Source organism: Pantoea sp. JZ29 (assembly GCF_035190385.1).
GTDB classification, from domain to species: domain Bacteria; phylum Pseudomonadota; class Gammaproteobacteria; order Enterobacterales; family Enterobacteriaceae; genus Pantoea; species Pantoea stewartii.
Map to the genome: position 1 here is coordinate 307019 of NZ_CP045242.1, position 20089 is coordinate 327107.

Genomic DNA, 20089 nt, shown 5'->3' on the forward strand with positions numbered 1-20089 from the left:
ACCTTTGCGCTGTCAGCAGCCTTATGGATATGGCTAAAAAACATATCCGGGACAAAAATGCTGGCCAGTCAGGAGGAAATCATGTGCGGCCTGCCTGGCCAGCATTTCTAAATTCAGCTACCGGGTCGACCTCATTTTGGCAAAACCGCGAATGACAGCTTCAGCCAGACTTGTTGCCGTATCCACAATCGGCAGCGGCTGTTGGGGATGGCTTTTAAGCAGGGGGCTTATGTCCGTGCAGGCAATAAGCAGCGCCTGTGCGCCAGCATCCTGTGCCAGGGAAATCAGCGTCCTCCACTGCGTTATCACTTCAGGATCGGAAAATCCTCTTTGCTTGACCAGCGCAATTAAACCCGTGGTGATTGCGCGTAATGGGTCAGAAGAGACACAGCGCTTTCCCGCTATATGCAGACGCTGCTGATAAAAACCCGCATCAAGCGTAGACGCAGTAGCAATCACGGCGATGTTCTCCGTTTCAGCAGGCAGGTGTTCAAGCGCACAATCGGCAATATGCAGCACAGGAATGCCGGCACTGGCCTCCTGCATCTCAGCGAAGTAGCAATGGGCAACATTACAGGGAACCGCGATCAAATTAACCCCCGCTTTTACCAGATCGCTAATCCCATCGCGCAGTGCTGCTGACATTGCGGCATCTTCAACCACCCGATCAGGAAAAAAAGGTGTCGGCAAAGAAATGATGTGCATTTTGGGATAGTCGATATCGAATCTGGCTCCGTATTGCTTTTGGCACTCATCCACCAACATATCAATAAAAGGCGCTGTAGAACGAGGCCCCATACCGGCTAACACACCAAGGCTGTAAGACATTACGCTCTCTCCCTCTGATAACGGGTAAAATTCATCATGCATAGCGCCAGCAGTAAAAAAGAAATTATCAACAGCTCAACAGATACATCAAGTGCGCTGCGAAGAGGACTCAACGTAGAAAGGGCAATCACGCACCCTGCGCCCGTCATAGCAATAGCACCTACAGCAGCGCCCGCATAACCGGCTTTCTTGCCATACAGATCCATACATCTGGCCGTGGAGCTGGGCGTCACAATGCCTTCGCCAAGCGCGACGATCATCATAGGAACAACGAATGAAATAATAGCGTTGGGTAACATTTTGCTGAGTATCAGCATTGATACAGAGCCAGTAAGGATGAGTAACACGCCTAACGTGCAAATCGTCGTCACTTCAAAACGAGCAGAGAGTTTCGAAACAATAAAGTTTCCGACCATCACACAGGGAACAATAGCCAATGGAACCAAACCAAACTCTTGTGGAGAAAGGTGAAAGTTATCCTGAAGAATGTAAGAAGCCGAAAGCAGGAATACCAGTTCTGCCGCATAGCCCAACATATTGAACAGTGCCATTCTCATGAACTCGCCGTGGCTAAAAATATCACGGTAGTTTTTCCCCAACCGGACCAGCGTAAACCTGTTCGTTTCGTCCCCTACATTCTCGTTCGTTTCAGGAAGAGAAAAATAGAGATAAACAATAAAGCAAAAGGCCACCACACACAGCGTGGCGAAATTAATCCGCCAGCCAAAAAAGCCCTGAATGGCTCCACCTGCCATAGGTGAAACCGCGGGCGTTACGGACATAAACATGACCAGTATGCCCATAAGCTTCAGTAATTTTTTGCCGTGTGACATATCCCGGGCAATGGCTCGTGCTATCGGGCCGACACAGCCTACTCCCAGACCAGTAACGATCTTTCCGGCCAGGAAAGCAGGACCGGACGTGGCCAGGAAACATGCAAGATTGCCAAGGAAAAAAATAGATAGGCCGATTAGGGCTACAGGGCGGCGGCCATAATAATCCGATAGCGGGCCATAAAAAAGCTGTGCCAGTCCAAAAGACACCAGCGTTAATGTCACTGAAAGTTGTAAAAGGGCATCAGTAGTGCCCAGTGGAGAACGCATATGGGGTAATGATGGAATAAATAACGTATTGTTAAACTGGCCCATAGCGACCAGTAAAACGATGATTATTCCAACTGAAAGGGTCCCCGACTGCTTATTTGGTAATGACGGCACCGTATTCACCTTTATCAGTAATCAACTTTATTTTTGCCAAATCATGAAAAACATCTTCAGATTTCCCTGTCAGAGTACCTATAGCTGACCAGTTGCTTTCTCCTAAGGCGGGAATAACTGTGCCCATATTCACAGCCAGATGATGTGAGGAAGCGGGCTCAGAAAGATCAAATCGTAACAGTCTTGCGCTTTCCGCCAGGCCATAAAGGATCCCTGTAACATCCTCCCGAACGGGCCTGTCAAAAAAGCTGTTCTCAATAACAGGTTTTTGCAAGACAGCGACGCTGATAGCATGTTCAAAAATTTTTACCGGACTGACATCATAGGCAAATGCAATCAACTCCATAACATTCGTTCCGCCGGGCCTGCCCATATTGGCATCAATAAGCCTGACTTCATCCCCATTAACCATAAACTCAATATGGAAAAAGCCGTAATTAAAATCTGCCCGGTCGATTAACGTACAGACAACGTTTTTACATTTCTCATAAGCCGTATTACCCATGTCATTCTGGTAGGGGAACTTATGCTGTACTTCAGTATTTCCATATTTAAAACGTTTTGTAGCGCCGATAAAATTGACCTTATTATGACAGGCATAGCCCTCAATACTGACCAGTTCTCCGTCAAAAAATTCCTGAATGATATATTGATTAGGATTGAGATAGTCAGGGATCTTCTTAATAGCGAGAGCTATCTTTTCCTTGAGTTCATCAAAAGTTTGGAAGGTGAATGTGCCTATGGCCCCCGCCGTCAGGCCTGGTTTGGCGATGAATTTTGCTGCTCCTGAAGCAGAAATAAAGTCTTCAATAGTTTTTTCAGGCGTGACCTGCCATTCAATTCCCAGAGAGGCAGGAATATATTCAGGAATAATTTCATTAACCCAGGCCTTATCCTTCAAGTTAAGCACGCTCGCTGAAACACCAGGGAGGCCAAGCTCTTTGTTTGCCGTGGCGATAATGGCCAGGCGACTGTCCAGAAGTGTGGTCAGGCCCGCAATCTTCTCTATGCCGAAAGCGTTCACCACACGTTTAATATCTTCGATGTCTGTGGTATCGCAGAATATAGCCCTTTCCTGCGCCAGCTGGATGAGGGCATCACCTTCCTGGTTCCAGTAATTAGTAAGGAAAACGGGCTCATAGCCCAGATTTCTGATTGCACGAGCAATATAGGAAACGCCCAGAAAAGACGCTTCTACAACCATGATATGTTGATTCATACGGCTTCCTTAATTTTCTTTACGTAAAGTCTTTGCAGCCAGCGGTCTTTACCATCAAATGCAGGTTTAAATAGCGAACGACCATGTAGCATTTTATTATTATCAATAATTAATGCAGACCCTGGTGAGAGCAGGGCTTCAAAAGCATGCTCATTAAAAAGGGATCTTAATTTCTCAAACAGAAACTTGGCTTCCGGCGTACCGCAATGAACTACGCCACGATTAAAATTGAAGTAATATCTTTCGCCTTTGCTGAAATCGGCTAAGGGTCTCAGGTAATAAATATCATCACCTTCTGAAAAAGAATACGGCGCTCTCACAAAATATATTTTCTCCTGAAGCAGATTTACCTCTTCTTCAGATAATTGTGCGAGTACTTTCGGCACATTAACCAATGTCGTGGGCACGTTTTGATCAGTGCGACTTCTGACGGCCGTTAACAGAAGATAGTCTGGTTTATTATCGTCAAAAGCTATTTCTGTATGAAATTCAAGATCCACTTCCGAACCTGTTCCAGAAGCGACCATTTCGTCACCTTTTACAGGATAAAGGTTGTGTATATAACGACCGCTATTTTCCTGTTCGTAAGCGTGAGGCATACCCAACAAGGAGGATAAATATATCAGCGTTTTTTCTGTGATAGAATCTCCGCTTGGAATATCTAATATTTTTTTCAGCGGTGTCTCTGGCTTACTTTCATCTATTGGAAATCCCGAGACTATGGCATAGCCCTGACGGGCTACGCACTCACGTATTTTACTCGATATTTCATCTTTGGGATCGATGATGCTTTTTATTTCTCTGTGAAGAGTGATAATAGCATCGTTAGTTAACAGCTTTTTATCAGCATAATCGTGCCTGAATCGTTCCCGACATGCTGTTGGCATCGTGATCTCCACGCTATCCTTATCCGGAACAGCGTACGAGGGCTCATATCTCTTGAGGTTTACCATCGTCATATAGCCTCGGGAAAAAGGTTAAGCCGATTCTTTTTCTTTAAAGAAAGTTTCGTTAATAGTACGGTTCGGCCCTAAGTCGTGATACTGCACGATATCAAGAATTGACTCGCAACCGCTCATAAACCTGATAATACGTTCCAGTCCGATACCAAAACCTGCGGTCTGAATTTGAGATTTATCTTTCCAGGCCGCGTATTCATTACTGTATGACTTACCAAGTTTTTTTGACTGCTCATGAATTTCCTGTGCAGTTTTAGGCCGGATGCCACCAGTGGTTAATTCACCATAACCGAAAGGCAGCATAAGATCGTAAGTATCATAGCTTCCTTTTTCATTTTGATGGTAAATAGAATCACGGACACCTTCCGGATAATCATAAATCCAGAATGGGATATCAAAAAGCTGCGTTAACTTTTCATCTTCTTCTGCAGTAAAATCTCTTTTTAGATCGGGCGAATTGCCAATTAACCGGTGACCTTCTGCAAACGTAATTGTAGGATAATTTGATTTCGCTAATGCTTTGATATTGCGTAACCCAGTTTCTGAATGCTGAAGGGTCGAATCCTCCAAAATCTCTTTTGCCATTGAGGTCAGTATTTTTTCGCCCTGCTTGAATACATCGCTCATGCTGCTGGTACGCCATTCAATTTCAAACTGGAAGAAGTTATAAAGGTGTTTTCCTGAATGTTCTTCACCATCCATCACCAGTCTCAGACAAGGCGCCACACAGTACACTTTCTCCAGAAATTCAAGCGACATTTGTTTTTCAACGACATGGCTTACCGGGAGGTAATATTTTTCTTTCCCTTTTACCTGTACCTTCCCTGGCTGATCGGCAACTATTTCCGGTAGATCTTTATCACCCAGTACTGCAATGGAATGTCTTGCGCCAGGTTCATAGCTTGAAGAAACGATGCTGGGCAGGATTTCTGTAAAATTGTTTTCTGCCGCTGCTTTTCTCAATCCATTTAACACGCGCCCACTCCAGGCATAAGTCTCTTGGTAAGAAAGATTCGGTTTAGGCATGGTAGTTCTCCTTCAATTAATTTGCCTTAGGTTTGTACGATTTTTATGCATCTCAATCTGTACATAATCGTGCGCACTGGTTGTCTCAGGAAGACTTTCCTTTCCCGTAAACAACAAGAAAAGCACAAAATACATTAGAATATTTTAAATGTTAAGTTCTGGAATGGTAATCTAAGGTTATAATTATTTAATGTCAACTACCGCTGCGCTTTTTATAAGATACTGATTAATAAGAGTTTAATGAAATTAATTACCTTTAGTTAATATAATTAACACTTTGTTACACCAGTGATATTTATATCTATGCCTGTTATTTAATTTATGTTCGGGTCATTTGTTTAAGTTTTGTCATGTTTCGGATGTGCAATAAACAGCGGTTAGGTTTGATGGCGAAGTGCCTGGCTCTGGTATTCCATGTGCGACCAGATTTTTTAACAGGCCGACTAATCAAATGATGGTCACTATGTATTAACGCTTTCAGCCGAACAGGTGATTGCGGGCATGTTAAGCGGAGACACCACGGACGCAGACAGGGAAGCGAGTTCGAACGGCGCGGCTTCCGGTAAGCGCACCTCTCATTTGTGCTTCGCTGGAATCTCATCTGTCTTTATGCTTGTAAAAATCATCAAATGACTCAGGGTTTACCTGCCTTACTGGCTCCCGATCAACTGCAAGCCGATATGACATGGATAAAAAGCCTTCCCCTGACTCGGTTTTTTCTTTTCCGGTCTGTCCTTTTATGTCGAAGGGAAGAGTTACAACTAACTCCCTTCCGAGCAAGGCATGACCGGAATAACGAGAAAGACGTCAGATGGGGTATTTGCAGTCCACAACGTGGACTGGCCACAGAACCACGGTGGCCCTTTGCCGGGGCGGCGGCAGCTGTCAGCAGCCGTTGACGTTGACGCCAGCCACCAAACTCTAGCCCGACTACCCGCCAGGAAAGGAACCGAAAGGGCCATGGCCCTGCCCGCGAAGAAGCTTTTAAGGCATTAAAAGAGAGGGAAACGCAGGATGCGGAAGCAAAGCATGACGTAAACCATACAGAGGATTGATGTCATTAGCCGCAGGGCCCACAGGGCAGAATGTTTTAAGGCCCCTGGCTGGCCATCTCAGGATTTTGCTGCACCGTACGGATCAGCACAACCGCCTGGGCTTTAAGTTTTTCCCTGCCCATATCCCAGTTATGGTACGTGGTTTCGCCCGTATGAAGGTAGTGGGCAAAAAACGCCTGAGACAGATTATGTTTTCGCGTACGTCACGGAGCTCCTGGGGCGCTATCCTGTGGGGCCGGGCGATAACGGAGAGGCTGTTCATGGCACAGAGCAGACATCCGCAGCATATAAATATCCGCCGTGAAAGCGTACCGCTCAGCGCTGCATGCCCGTTGACTGATTCGTTCTTTCCCGTCTCACTTTAACAACTGTATGAGTCAGGATAGGGCCCGTCCGGACAGGAAAAATCTGATTTTATGAGTCCGTCATAAAACCGATATACCGGAAATATAATTTCAGTTTGCTGGAACTCAGACACAGGGACTAACGACTCACATAATACTTTCCACAACAGAACGTAATCACTAAGGATAAATGATGAACATGCTCTCAACAAAATCGGTACTGAAGACAACAGCATTCGCTCTCACTGCGTTTTTGTTAAACCAGGGCGCAGCACTGGCTGAAACCCCTTCAGCATCTACACAGCCTATCCACAACGGTGCGGTTTCACAGCTGAAGAATACTGCGCACGGTAACGAAAACATGATCCTGGCCAAAGAGCCAACCCTGGCGAGTGGCCAGCGCGTCAACAATGCCTGCGACGAGTTAGATCCGTGTCCACAGGATGACATCACAGATGATGCATCGTAAGTGATTAAAAAACCGGCGGTGGCCTGTGGCCTGCAGACTCCGCACTAAAATAAAAAACCGCCTTAAGGCGGTTTTTTATTTTGATCTACGCAGATTCGTTAATCAGGATTCAGGCCAGTAACGTCATCTTCTGGCACAGAGCGCCCCCTCATTAGTCACCCAAGGTCCGTTATGAGCGAAGACCGGACGTTTTATCATTAGTCATTTTGGTTGGGACTGGTAATAAATTTCTTAACGCTACTGAAATACAGCGGGATTGAGCATGGTCTTCAGTAGGCACACTCCTATTCGTTAAACAAATGGTTGCCTTTGCTGAAGGAAAAGACATTATATCCTTTTGCGTTAAAAGGATTTTTTATGAGTGATTCTTTATGCAAATCTATTGGGCTGCTCTTGTTTCCGGCTCTTACTCAGCTTGATCTTACCGGCCCTTATGAAGTTTTCGTAAGAGCACCACATACCAAGGTTCATCTCATCTGGAAAAACCTGGACCTCGTGGTTTCTGATCGTGGTATGGCTATACAGCCAACAACCACATTCAACGCATGTCCCGAACTGGATGTAATTTGTGTCCCAGGTGGTCCAGGGCAGATAAATCTGATGGAGGACGAAGAAGTCCTTTCGTTTATCCGTACTCAAAGTAAACAAGCAAAGCTCGTAACTTCGGTATGCACCGGGTCGCTTGTTTTGGGCGCAGCAGGCCTTCTAAGGGGATACAAAGCAACTACACACTGGGCTTCTCTGGATCAGCTCGCTTTGTTAGGTGCAGAGCCAGTAAGTGAGCGCATAGTTCGTGACCGCAACCGTATAACTGGCGCAGGTGTAACTGCAGGTATAGATTTTGCTCTCAACGTCGTGTCAGAAATTTACGGTAGTGATATCGCTCAGAATATTCAATTGCATATGGAATACGACCCCGCACCTCCCTTTACCTGTGGTTCACCCCGTTCAGCATCTGAAGAACAGCTGAAAAAAGCACAGGAACAGGCCGCGCCATTTATTGAAAAGAGGCGGCAGGCTACTTTAAAAGCAGCAGCCAGACTTTAGAAATAAGGGCATCACGGAAGAAAATTATTTCCCTCTTTATTTTCCAACGTCCGCTTCTGGCACAAAGCGGACTTTTTTCTCTGAATTCACCTCTGTAGTTAGAGCCTGCATCACTATTTCGCTAAGCGATATGAAGGCGCCAGATGACGTAAAAGATGGCTCAGATGCTGAAAGGTACTGTGCGCCCGGTGTAGACGTTTAAAGTTGTACATATCCTGTCTTACGTGACATTTTACTGAATAGGCTTGCTGGCCTTCAGCAGCAGTTATTTCAAGTATCACTTTTAACCGTGTTGAGCGAGTTTTACAACGCTGGCGTCATAAAAGGAGTGTTTTCGGGGCGCTGGCCTCGGCAGCTTGCTGCTGACGTTTAACACAGAAAAAAGCGTTAAAGATGCTTATAATCGGAACGATTACATTCAGTGAGAAAATAACTCGAATTTAATAATAAAGTGGTAATGGTCAATTGCGGCTGGCAGCTCTTCCGGTCTGCCAGCCTTTTTTCGCTTCTGGAACATAGCAGAAATGCACTGAAGCTCAAATCAGGAGCAAACATCAACATCTTTCATTGCCGCTTTTAGGCAGATAATGGTCTGGTATTGAGTGTTAAATTCGCAGGTAATCGTACTGACGTTTTCATTTTTACTAAAAACGGTGTTCCTAGCGGCACGCCTTGATGTCGATATTTAACGCAAATTAGTCGTTTTTCAATATTTAAGGGTTGCAGCAGGCAGTAATCTAACTCGTTATGCCGCATCGCATTTGGCCTGAATACCGCGTGCCAAAATGCCTCCCTAAGGCACGCAGAAGTTACTTAAGCTGATTCCGGTATTACTCACATATCTGATTTGCTTTTAAGTTATGACATCTTTATGCTTAGATAGCCACCCCAGCGATGCTGCCTGCATCTTTAATCCCCATTGCCGTCACCGTATCGCCCGGTACCGTGAGATCCTTAGCGACAGTAGCATTTTAATAGCGTCAGCGATGGGCATATTTTTCATGCAGACACGCCATGTTGGGTTCTGCGTCCTCAATTTCTGACAACAGCGAGGTCAGAAACGACGCGCTGATGGAAATATTACGGCAGGCGCATCCGGAGATGCGCCTGCCAACAGACTGGAGTATGTAGATCTGTGTCAGCTTCATCGCGGCGGCAGGCCGGATGAACGAAGATGAGTTTCAACTGGGCACGGAAAGCGGTATCCGGGAGTCGGTGCACTCCGGCGAGCCCATGTTGCCGCAGTTAAGAGCGCATTTTATGTATTCACTGCTACGTTTTATGCTCGATTATGAAAATCGGAGCTGGGTCTTCAGATTCCATGGAACCCGCAAGGTAAACTTGAGAGTCTTACATTTAGTGTCTTTTTGAAGCGAATACTTGAACGCCTATTAAAGGCAGCCCATCTACCAATGATATATTTTCGATAGTATCAGCCAATTCTTTCGAGTGCGTATGAAACTCTCCGAGATTAGGATCAAATATGGTTGTTCTTTTACTGTCTGCTGATACAGAAAAGCCCAAAGCGTGTGCCATTTCCTGGCTGTATATTACCATGACCCCTTTTTTATTTTCTAAAATTGCATCACATAAGGAGCTTAACGCAGCTTCATCTGTACTCACCTGCCGCCCGGATTGCTTACACGCAATTAAGAAAGGTAAACCTGAGTTAGACTTGTCCTCCAGAACAGGTTTAAGCTTTAATCCTTTCAATTCAGCAGCTTGTAATAAACTTTCTGTGCCCGCCATTGCACCACTGAATACTCCGGGGTTTGCGGAAGCTTGTTCCAATAGAAATTTGTGCTCACTTCGATAGAAATTATGAACGGTACGAGCGTGTACTACCCCCTCAAAGGACCCCAGAAATCTCATTCTTTCTGCTGATGCGTAGGGCGTAGCGTGATCTTTTCCGGCATGAATCATGTTAATCCAGCTCAATGAAAGGCCAAAGCACATTGCTCGCTGACTGATGCCATGATTATTCGTGCAAATATCTTGATCAAATCTCGCCAATGTCATTGAAGATAGTTGAGCCGGAAGCTTTTTCCATCGGCCATCACTGAACTGTGCAGGATCAGGCATTTGATTCGCGACCGAAGCCGAAGACCCAGCCTGAACTGTGGTGAGGCTTGGGTGTTTGCCGATATGCTTAGACGTGATTGTCATATTTTCAACGCCCTATTCAAAAAGATAAGAAATTAGTGACTTCATAAGCGGTTCGGTTCCGCAGGTTTCTGAAGTTGGTCAGCCTTTTTCTCTTGGATTTGTCATATATGATGCTATCAAACTCAGGAGGCCAAGACAGTACAGCACGATGCTGCTTGCCAGGCTCTACTATCTCACCAGGCCTTAGGTTGATTTTCCATCCCACATAAGTTAACCAGCTTAGTATCCTGGCTAATCTACCCATTCAGATAACGGCTGATAAAAAAGGGCTGCTCTTTTAGTGGCCTCAGGGAGATATTTTATTTCCAAGATCTCAATCTAACTGTGTGCCCCTTCCCCCCCAGGGACCAAGGCCATCAATACTGGCGCGAACAGATTGTGCGATGTAAGGAATATCTGCGCCCCACGTTCAGCGGCCGGCGCAGCCCATAAGCGTCTGCCACCCAATGCAACACTCATTCAGCAGTTGTCTCCGACATAGCGGGCATGATAGTAACGCTCGCTCGACCATTCGCGCCGTTATGGTGACATCAAGTAGGTGCTTGTGCCGATGATCGTGGTGCAGGAAAAAGCAAAGTTGGCAATACCCATAAATGACCGACTACACTGAGCGACTCGCGCGCACTCTGAAGCGGTTTGCACGGGCTGCACGCAACGGAATCATTCCGCACTTATTTAGCTACTCGGGTAGAACATAACCACGACCGTACTCTTCAATCCATTTATGCATATTTTTATTTATCTGAAAATTTTGCTCTTGATGTTTAAATTTAAGTTTTGTCTTTAAATTTAATTCTAAAAGACCTTGTCCTGTCCAAGAATCTGCTATTGCCCCTCTGGGGAAATCTTTGCAAGGTTCAATGACAATATAGTTGTGACTTAATTTGTTATTGCTGACGATCTTGAAATTATCTAAACCTAGCCGATATTGTAGATGTAAAGCAACTTCTAACGCCTGCACATCGCAATTTGAAAATCCATTTTCCCTACATCTATCGATGCATTTTGAGATTTGTTGCGACGACATTTCAATAGCACCTCGTAATTCTCCATCGGAAGTTTTATAAATATATGATTGTTGTAGTGAAGCAAGAGACTTCAGCGTTTCTGTCGGATATGTTCTTTTCGCCGCATTTACATATTGTTCTGCTCTTCTCATTGTCATAAGCGCGTCTCCATCCAGTTTATGTGAATTGTTCATACGCCCCATCGCGGTTTGATACCCTGTAGTGGATAGCTGGGTTCTATCTGCAATTTCTCTTGTTAATGCACTCACACGTTCCGGCAATCCTAATGAGCTACTGGACGAAGATGTAGCGGGAATATTCGAAGATGAATCAGTGGAATATAACCAATATGATGTTGCTGAAGAGCTATTTATTCTATCTTTTTGAAATCTCGATAATTGTAGAAATGATAAATAACAGGTAACGATTTGGTTGTGTGTGGTAAAAGACGATTTAGTTCCATGAGTATGGCGTTTAAAGGGAATTGTTTATTTAGACATTCGATAAGAATCAGACAACCACGAGCTGTTAACAGAAGCCTTATTGAACTGACGCCGGCCCGGCGTGATCTTCTGGTTGGTCCCACACAGGTAAACAATAGTGAAAAAGGCGTAAAAAAACCGCCAGACAAGGCGGTTTTTCATAGATTTCTACCGTTAAAACGGAACGCTACTGCAAATTTTTGTTAGTCAGGAAGCATCATCGGTGGTGTCATCTGCAGGCGGGCATGGGCCTCCATCATCACATGCTGGGTTGATGCGCAGCCCTTTAGACAGTGCCAACGTTAACTGAGTAGTTTTATTCCCGGATGCCATTTTTTCAATTACTGAAGGAGCAGACACAGCAATGGTACCTGAGGACATTAAAGTTTCATGACCTGTTTCTGCCAAGGCCGTTTCCTGGAATCCGGTAAAGGTTACCAGGGCCAGAGCCGACGTTTTTAGTGCCAATGCTAACGATTTAGATTTCATGGTGTTTCCTTTAGAGCTGGTTAGTTCAAAGGACATCATCATTTTTAAAAAACTACTTTGACTATAAATGCAGACTTTGAGATTGAAGCGCCTGAATTTTTATTAAAAGATGGCCTTATAAAATCAGATTTTCCGTCTCATATCGCTGGACGTTATCTTCACTGAGTCTGGTGCGGTAGCGTCGTTATGACCTGCTCCCTGCTAATTAACTTTATTTGAAGTCTGGAACGTCCGCTGTTGGCACAAATCGGTCGGTCAGGCTGAAAACACAAACTACAAATGCCGAATCGATGACAAGAATGCTTTAGCCGATGCTAGCGAGTCACGGCCAAAGGCCGTTTTATAAGGCCATCAGCACACTGAGGCATTGGCAATAAATTTTCAGTTTGCTGGAACTCAGCCAAACAAATCTGCCATACAGCTAAAACGTTTCCCAAAAAAATGTATTGACCAAGGATAAATCATGAACATGCTCTCAACAAAATCGGTAATGAAGACAACCGCATTCGCGCTAACTGCATTTTTCCTGAATCAGGGCGCAGCACTGGCTGAAACCCCTTCGGCATCTTCGCTGCCCATCAAAAACGGTGCGGTTTCACAGCTGAAGAATACTGCGCACGGTAACGAAAACATGATTCTGGCCAAAGAGCCGACCCTGGCGAGTGGCCAGCGCGTCAACTCTGCCTGCGACGAGTTAGGTCCGTGCCCACATGACGACATCACAGATGATGCATCATAAGTGCTTAAATCTTCCGGTCGTGACCTGGTGACCCGGAGTCAGAAACAGTAAAGCCGCCGTAAGGCGGTTTTTTATTCTTAACAGCGCAGATTCGTTAAAAATACTGAGTCATTCCCAGCATGCAGGAAAGCATCGACAGAGACGGACGTGATAATTTTGACTTACTCTGATTAATCATTAATTTACAACTTTTTTGTAATTGATCTCGCTAACAATATCTCTGCTATAAGCGGGCAGCCAAAGCGGGAGCGCTCGGATAAAGAGTAAGGCGTCACACCAGGTATTGCATTGGCATGGACGGGATTTAAATATGCGGAGGTCGTAAAAATTTCCCACGCCGTGTACGCGTGATATACAGGCAAGTGCATCATGCGTTCCACCAAATTCGAGTACGTTAAAAGTGTGAAAATTAAGAGGCCAATATTATTCGTCGTATGCATTAACATTATTGAGTGCTAAATTTTTAAAGGTTAAAATTGTTGAACCTTCCAAAATATTAATTTGGTGAATAACGCTGATGTTTTAAAGGAGCATCTGATTCTGGTACAAAATAAGTTAATAGTAAGATATACGATTAACGATGCCACAAGTCAGCATTTCCCCTGCTCTTGTAATTCCTTATTCCCCTGTTCCTAATGCATTGCCTCCCCGATTAATGCTTCAGGCTTTCCCACTTCTTAGTGGATCTGAATGATATTGACGTCAGGATGCATCATTTAGCAGCTGGCATCAACGCTCATGCACGAAATTCTGTCTCTGCAATGCTGAAACTGCGCATTCTTAATCGCTCTGAATGCTGAGCGTGAAAATATTCTTCCGGCCTCTGGATTTGATGTGGAAGCGATTACGCAGTTATTCTCAACCTTCAGCGAAATAAACACCACGCAAACTGAGGTCGGGGTTGTACAGGCACACAGCAAGCCATCCTCCCGTAAAGATTCTGTCACGTCCGTATAACGCTCTCCCGGAGCCATATCCTGGCGAAAGCCGTCAAATAAAAAAACTGGTTGTTTGCCATGCAGTTGGCCTCAGAGCGTCAGGGCCGGGTAATAATTAACTCAGCCGTTATCCTTAACCGCTAAAAAAAATTTTATTTTTTACACTTTCAAGTGTATTGAAACTTTTCAGAGAGTTGACCGGAAATGTTACAGCGGCTATAACCCTATTAGGTTCGATACTAAAATCATAAGATTTTAAGTTTAACCAAGTTGCTTTGGTATAGAAATATTTCACTCTTGCCCGCGATAAGTCAGGATGTTATTCGCCTCTTCGTGGTTAAGATTTTTTCTGCACACAGCCAAGGTATTCTGAATATGTCAAATTCTGACAGCGACGCCCTACCGTTGCAAACGTGCGCAAGCGAGGACGCCCAACAACAGCGCGCCATCATTGACGTAGCGCCAGGAAAGCCAGGGATTGAAGCCCGCTGGACATCGAGTGCCAAGAGCGGAATTGGCACCGCCCTTTCACCTGATTCCCGCGTCTGGTTCACCTTAAGCCACGGCATTCTCAACGAAATTTATTATCCGCGCGTTGACAGCGCCTGCACCCGCGATTTCGGGTTCATCATCACCGCCCCTGAAGGTTATTTTTCAGAAGAAAAGCGCGATTGCTCGACAGAAACCCATACGGTCTCGCCAGGCATTCCGGCCTTTTCGATCGTTAACACGGCCCGGGATGGTCGCTACCGGCTCGAAAAAGATATCATCACGGATCCTGCCCGTGACTGTGTCCTGCAACGCATCCGTTTCACCGCGCTAAAGGGGGATGTTGCGGATTACAAGATCACCGCCCTGCTCGCTCCCCATCTGGTGAATGCCGGGCAAATGAACACCGCATGGATCAGTGAATTTGAAGACAGGCCCGTGCTTTTCGCCACGGGTCGCTCTCGTTACTTAGCGCTCGTCTGCGATATACCCTGGACGGCAATGAGCGTGGGCTTTGTCGGCACGTCAGACGGCTGGCAACAGCTGAAAAAATACGGGCGCATCGCGAACTCGTATCAGCGCGCGGACGATGGCAATGTCGCCCTTGCCGGTGAGCTGGCATTCACTAGTGCCTGCCGTGAAGCCATGCTGGCAATCGGGTTCGGCCAGACGGAATCCGAAGCCGCAGCGGCGGCAACCGCCAGTCTGAAAGCAGGCTTTGACAAAGCCCGCAAGCACTACATCAGTAACTGGCAAGCATGGCAGAACACGCTCATTCCACTCGATCAACCCGAGCGGAACGGTGTGAATACATACCGGGTGTCAACCGCAGTTCTGGCCTCGCATAAAGCAGCCGATTGCCCCGGTGCCGTTGTCGCGAGCCTGACGATTCCGTGGGGATTTTCCAGGGGCGATGACGATCTGGGAGGCTATCATCTGGTCTGGCCGCGTGACCTGGTCGAAACGGCTGGGGGATTCCTGGCAGCTGGCGATGCCAACGAAGCACTCGCCATACTGGATTATCTCCGACGCGTTCAGGAGCCCTCCGGGCGCTGGCCACAGAACCTGTGGCTCGATGGAAAACCATACTGGTCAGGTATCCAGATGGATGAGTGTGCCTTCCCTGTTCTGCTAGCCGATATGCTGCACCGACTTGGTCATCTCGATAAAAAAGCGCTGAAACACATTATGCCCATGCTGCGCGGTGCGGCCCGCTATATTTTGACCAACGGCCCGGCGACCGGCGAGGATCGCTGGGAAGAAGACGCGGGCTACAGTCCGTTTACCCTGGCGGTCGAAGTCTCCGCCCTTCTTGCTGCCGCGGACCTGCTTTCGCTAGACGGCGATGAGGTGGCTGCAAACCATCTGCGCGAAACCGCCGACTGCTGGAATGAGCAGATTGAAAAATGGACCTTTGCCGGAGAGCCCGATTTTTGCGCATCGGTTGGTATTGCCGGTCACTACGTCCGCATCGCTCCCCCCGGCGCAACGGATGAAGCAAGCGCATCCGGCGAAACCGAGATCCGCAACCAGACGCCGGATCGGGCGATTCTGTCAACCACCGATGTGCTGAGTCCGGATGCTCTGGCATTGGTGCGTTTTGGTCTGCGCGCCGCCGACGACCCGCACATCGTGGATACGGTAAAAGCAATCGACCATAGTCTGCGTGTCGAACTCCCTCAGGGGCCACTATGGTATCGGTATACCGGCGATGGCTATGGTGAGCACGAAGACGGCGCGCCGTTCGATGGTATTGGCCAGGGACGTCCCTGGCCCTTGCTGGCGGGCGAACGCGCGCATTACGAGCTGGCAGCGGGCAGGCGCGAGGTCGCGGAGGCGCTCTTATCCACGCTGGAGAAGTCGGCAGGTCCGGGCGGGTTGTTACCGGAACAGACCTGGGACGGGCCCGATATTCCTGAAAGGGAGCTGTTCTTCGGCCAGCCAGCCGGTAGCGCCATGCCACTTGTCTGGGCGCATTCCGAGCATATTAAACTCGTGCGGTCGCTCCGCGATGGCGTGGTCTTCGATATGCCACCGCAGGGCGTTGAGCGCTATATCCGGAATAAAACCGCATCGCACTTGCGTATATGGCGCTTTAACAACCGCCTGTCTTCTGTTCCTGTCGGGAAGCAACTGAGGCTGGAAACGGAAGCGAACGCACTGGTGCACTGGAGCACAGATAACTGGGCGACCATCTCTGACAGCCCGGCGATCCCTTCCGGACTTGGCACATACTATGTGGACCTGCCTTTACAGCATGAGGACGCAGGAACCCGCGTTGTCTTCACCTTCTACTGGCCTGATGTTGAAAACTGGGAACACACCGACTTCACCGTTCAGGTTGTGAATGAACCGGAAAATCAAATGCGCATTGACAGAGAGGAATGATATGCAGATTGGAATGGTAGGACTCGGCCGTATGGGCGCAAACATGGTTCGTCGTCTTCTTAAACAGGGCCATGATTGCGTGGTCTTCGACGTGAATGCCGATAACGTTGACGCACTGGTTAAAGAGGGGGCAACCGGCGCGTCGTCGCCAGCCGATCTTATTGCTAAACTGGCGGCGCCGCGCGCGGTCTGGCTCATGCTGCCTGCCGCGATCACACCGAAGATTGCGCGGGATTTCGCATCAAAGCTGAATAAAGGCGACGCCATCATTGACGGGGGCAACTCCTTTTATCGTGAAGCGATCGATCTCTCTGGAGAATTTTCCCCCCTTGGGATCGACTATATCGACGTCGGTACATCGGGTGGCGTGTGGGGCCTGGAACGTGGCTATTCCCTTATGATCGGTGGCCCGCAGGCGGCTGTGAAGCGTCTGGATCCGATTTTTGCGTCGCTCGCGCCCGGTGCCGGTCAGCACATTGAGGAAGATGCGGTCGTAGGCACAGCGCCGAGAGGCTATCTTCATTGTGGGCCGGCGGGCGCCGGACACTTCGTCAAGATGGTACATAATGGCATTGAATATGGTGTGATGGCCGCCTATGCCGAAGGCCTGAATATACTGAAAGCCGCCAATGCCGGAAACGGCGAACGGGAGGCAGATGCGGAAACCGCGCCTCTGTCCCATCCTGAATATTACCGTTTTGACATCAATCTTCCCGCCGTTGCGGAGGTATGGCGACATGGCTCGGTTATCGGTTCCTGGCTGCTGGATTTGACCGCCGAGGCGTTGAAGCAGGACCCGCACCTTAAAAACTATGATGGTCGTGTGTCAGATTCCGGTGAAGGCCGCTGGACACTGCAGACAGCGGTGGAAACGGGCGTTCCCGCGCCGGTTCTCGCGTCTGCTCTCTTCGGGCGTTTCTCTTCTCGTGGTGAAGCTCTGTTTGCTGAAAAAGTTCTTTCAGCCATGCGGCACGCCTTCGGTGGCCATCTGGAAAAAAACCGCTAAAGCGGAGGGACACAGCGATGGTACAGCAACGTTCAGAGGTACTGGTAGTGTTCGGTGTCACGGGCGATCTTGCCTATAAAATGATCTTCCCTTCACTCTATGCAATGGTGAAGCGTAACACGCTCAATACGCCCATTATCGGTGTGGCGTTTGAAGACTGGACGCGCGACCAGTTGATTGCGCGTGCAAAAGAGTCGGTTGAAAAACACGTCGATGAGTTCGATGAGGCAGTCTTTGCTGCGCTGGCGGACAGGCTGTCCTATGTTTCCGGCGATTATCGCATTCAGTCAACATTCGATGGATTGCGCGATGCGCTGGGGGACCATCATCACCCGCTCTATTACCTGGCTATACCCCCGTCGCTGTTTGAAACGGTCGTCACAGGTCTGCAAGAGGCGGGTATCGCGAAAGGCGCCCGCCTGATGGTTGAAAAGCCGTTCGGCCGCGATCTCGCGTCGGCAAAACAGCTGAACAACGTGCTTCACAACGTTTTCGATGAGGACGCGATTTTCCGTATCGATCACTTTTTGGGGAAGGAAGCCATCCAGAATCTCCTTTACTTTCGCTTTGCCAACAGCTTCCTCGAACCAATATGGAATCGCGATCATATCGAAAGCGTTCAGATTACTATGGCCGAGGACTTTGGTATTAAAGGACGCGGCAAATTTTATGATGAAGTTGGCTGCCTCCGCGATGTGATCCAAAATCACCTGGTGAATGTGCTTCTGTTGCTGACTATGGAACCTCCCGCCTCCGGCGCATCCGACGATCTGGTTGATGAGAAAGTTCAGGTGCTGAAGGCCATTCCCCCCCTGTCGGACGATGATGTGGTTCGTGGACAGTTTGCAGGCTATACCGATGAACCCGGTGTCAACCCTTCCTCTTCGACAGAGACGTTCGCTGCGGTTCGTTTCCGGATTGCGACATGGCGCTGGAGTGGTGTTCCCTTTTTTATCCGTGCCGGCAAAAATCTGCCTGCGCATGCGACGGAAGTGATCGTGCGCTTCCGGCGACCACCCGTTACACTTTTCGATGACATTGCCAACGAGGCCGCTAACTATATCCGCTTTCGCCTTGGTCCGGATATTACGATCGGCATTGGGGCGCGACGCAAGGCGGCTGGCGAAAAGATGCGAGGTGAAGCCGTTGAGCTAACGGCGCTTGACGATGGCATCGGCGATATGGCGCCCTATGAGCGGCTGATAGGCGATGCGATGGCTGGCGATCGTCAGCTTTTTACCCGACAAGACGCGGCGGAACTGGCCTGGAAGATCGTTGAGCCAGTACTGGATAAGAAAACCGTCCCCCTTTCCTACAAGCCCGGAACCTGGGGGCCGGCTACGATGGCAGACTTTGCGCCCCCCGGCGGCTGGGTCGATCCCGATTGAGTTATGGAGCACTATCAATGACGCGGCAACCTAAAAAGAAAAAAGATCAAATCGTTCTGGCCATAGACATCGGCGGAAGCCATGTAAAAATCCTCTCCAGCGCTGGCGGGGTGAAAAAGAAGGCGGACAGTGGAAAGACAATGTCTGCGGCTGAAATGGTTGCTGTGGTTAAGAGCCTGGCTGAAGGCATGACCTACGATGTGATTGCAATGGGATATCCCGGTCCGGTCGCGCATAACAAACCGCTTCGGGAACCCGCCAACCTCGGTGAGGGCTGGGTGGGATTTGACTATGCGGGTGCATTCGGTTGCCCTGTTCGTATCGTCAACGACGCCCTGATGCAGGCGCTGGGTTCCTATCAGGGCGGACGCATGCTCTTTCTCGGTCTTGGCACGGGATTAGGTGCTGCGATGATCGTTGAGAATGTCGCTCAGCCCATGGAGATTGCTCACTTACCTTATCGCAAGGGCAATAGCTATGAACATTATGTGGGTGAAGCCTATCGGATAAAAAAGGGCAACAAAAAATGGCAAGAGCGTGTTTTTGATGTTGTGGAGATGCTGACCGCCGCGTTACAGCCTGAGTATGTCGTCTTAGGCGGCGGAAACGTAGGTGAACTCGATTCACTTCCGCCCAACTGCCGGAAAGGCGACAACACGCTGGCATTCGAAGGTGGATTTCGTCTCTGGAACGACCCAAACTTGATCACGTGATCCCTGCCATTTAAGAAGGCCAGAATAGCGTTGCTGTGTTTTAGGTTTACTGCCGTGAACGTTTATTCGCGGCAGACTAACGAAAACCGCCAGCGAATGCGACATTCATGGCTGGCCGAC

General features: G+C 48.2%; 15 protein-coding genes. 7 read left to right on the forward strand and 8 right to left on the reverse strand.

Annotated features, from left to right (window positions below):
• Positions 1-117 precede the first annotated feature (117 nt).
• The 5 genes from GC090_RS21335 to GC090_RS21355 all read right to left on the reverse strand — a co-directional run bounded on the left by GC090_RS21335 (position 118) and on the right by GC090_RS21355 (position 5249).
• Positions 118-828, reverse strand: coding sequence for an aspartate/glutamate racemase family protein (locus tag GC090_RS21335; RefSeq protein ID WP_172913332.1), 711 nt, complete (start codon positions 826-828; stop codon positions 118-120).
• On the reverse strand, positions 828-2045 hold the full coding sequence (locus tag GC090_RS21340) for a multidrug effflux MFS transporter (protein ID WP_172913333.1): 1218 nt from the start codon (positions 2043-2045) through the stop codon (positions 828-830). The genes GC090_RS21335 and GC090_RS21340 overlap by 1 nt, the downstream gene beginning before the upstream one ends.
• Positions 2026-3264 carry an ATP-grasp domain-containing protein gene (locus GC090_RS21345; protein ID WP_172913334.1) on the reverse strand — a complete coding sequence of 413 codons (1239 nt, stop codon included), beginning with the start codon at positions 3262-3264 and terminating at the stop codon, positions 2026-2028. Before GC090_RS21345 ends, GC090_RS21340 begins: the two co-directional genes overlap by 20 nt.
• On the reverse strand, positions 3261-4151 hold the full coding sequence (locus GC090_RS21350; protein ID WP_164483272.1) for a TauD/TfdA family dioxygenase: 891 nt from the start codon (positions 4149-4151) through the stop codon (positions 3261-3263). Before GC090_RS21350 ends, GC090_RS21345 begins: the two co-directional genes overlap by 4 nt.
• Positions 4152-4241: 90 nt before the next feature.
• Positions 4242-5249, reverse strand: coding sequence for an amino acid--tRNA ligase-related protein (locus tag GC090_RS21355; protein WP_164483273.1), 1008 nt, complete (start codon positions 5247-5249; stop codon positions 4242-4244).
• Positions 5250-6838: 1589 nt separating this feature from the next.
• On the opposite strand from GC090_RS21355, the gene GC090_RS21360 reads away from it, so the two are divergent.
• Complete coding sequence (locus GC090_RS21360) at positions 6839-7117, forward strand: hypothetical protein (RefSeq protein ID WP_172913336.1); 279 nt, start codon at positions 6839-6841, stop codon at positions 7115-7117.
• Between the two features lie 357 nt (positions 7118-7474).
• The gene (locus tag GC090_RS21365; RefSeq protein ID WP_164483275.1) at positions 7475-8164 is read left to right on the forward strand and encodes a DJ-1/PfpI family protein; all 690 of its coding nucleotides are present in this window, start codon (positions 7475-7477) and stop codon (positions 8162-8164) included.
• A gap of 1356 nt (positions 8165-9520) precedes the next feature.
• On the opposite strand, the gene GC090_RS21370 is transcribed toward GC090_RS21365, so the two are convergent.
• The 3 genes from GC090_RS21370 to GC090_RS21380 form a co-directional block, all read right to left on the reverse strand.
• Complete coding sequence (locus tag GC090_RS21370; protein WP_164483276.1) at positions 9521-10330, reverse strand: YopT-type cysteine protease domain-containing protein; 810 nt, start codon at positions 10328-10330, stop codon at positions 9521-9523.
• Positions 10331-11009: 679 nt separating this feature from the next.
• On the reverse strand, positions 11010-11606 hold the full coding sequence (locus tag GC090_RS21375) for a hypothetical protein (protein WP_205951539.1): 597 nt from the start codon (positions 11604-11606) through the stop codon (positions 11010-11012).
• A 420-nt stretch (positions 11607-12026) separates the two neighbouring features.
• On the reverse strand, positions 12027-12308 hold the full coding sequence (locus tag GC090_RS21380; RefSeq protein ID WP_282499145.1) for a hypothetical protein: 282 nt from the start codon (positions 12306-12308) through the stop codon (positions 12027-12029).
• A gap of 463 nt (positions 12309-12771) precedes the next feature.
• On the opposite strand from GC090_RS21380, the gene GC090_RS21385 reads away from it, so the two are divergent.
• From GC090_RS21385 to GC090_RS21405, 5 genes are all read left to right on the forward strand, one after another.
• Positions 12772-13047 carry a hypothetical protein gene (locus GC090_RS21385; RefSeq protein WP_324021714.1) on the forward strand — a complete coding sequence of 92 codons (276 nt, stop codon included), beginning with the start codon at positions 12772-12774 and terminating at the stop codon, positions 13045-13047.
• A 1313-nt stretch (positions 13048-14360) separates the two neighbouring features.
• Positions 14361-16862, forward strand: coding sequence for a glucan 1,4-alpha-glucosidase (locus GC090_RS21390; RefSeq protein WP_324021715.1), 2502 nt, complete (start codon positions 14361-14363; stop codon positions 16860-16862).
• 1 nt (position 16863) lies between these two features.
• Positions 16864-17868, forward strand: a complete 1005-nt coding sequence (gene gnd, locus GC090_RS21395) for a phosphogluconate dehydrogenase (NAD(+)-dependent, decarboxylating) (RefSeq protein ID WP_039339386.1) — start codon at positions 16864-16866, stop codon at positions 17866-17868.
• A 17-nt stretch (positions 17869-17885) separates the two neighbouring features.
• Complete coding sequence (zwf, locus tag GC090_RS21400) at positions 17886-19256, forward strand: glucose-6-phosphate dehydrogenase (protein WP_324021717.1); 1371 nt, start codon at positions 17886-17888, stop codon at positions 19254-19256.
• 17 nt (positions 19257-19273) lie between these two features.
• Positions 19274-19969 (forward strand): ROK family protein, encoded by a 696-nt coding sequence (locus GC090_RS21405; protein ID WP_054633989.1) that lies wholly within the window; start codon positions 19274-19276, stop codon positions 19967-19969.
• Positions 19970-20089 lie beyond the last annotated feature (120 nt).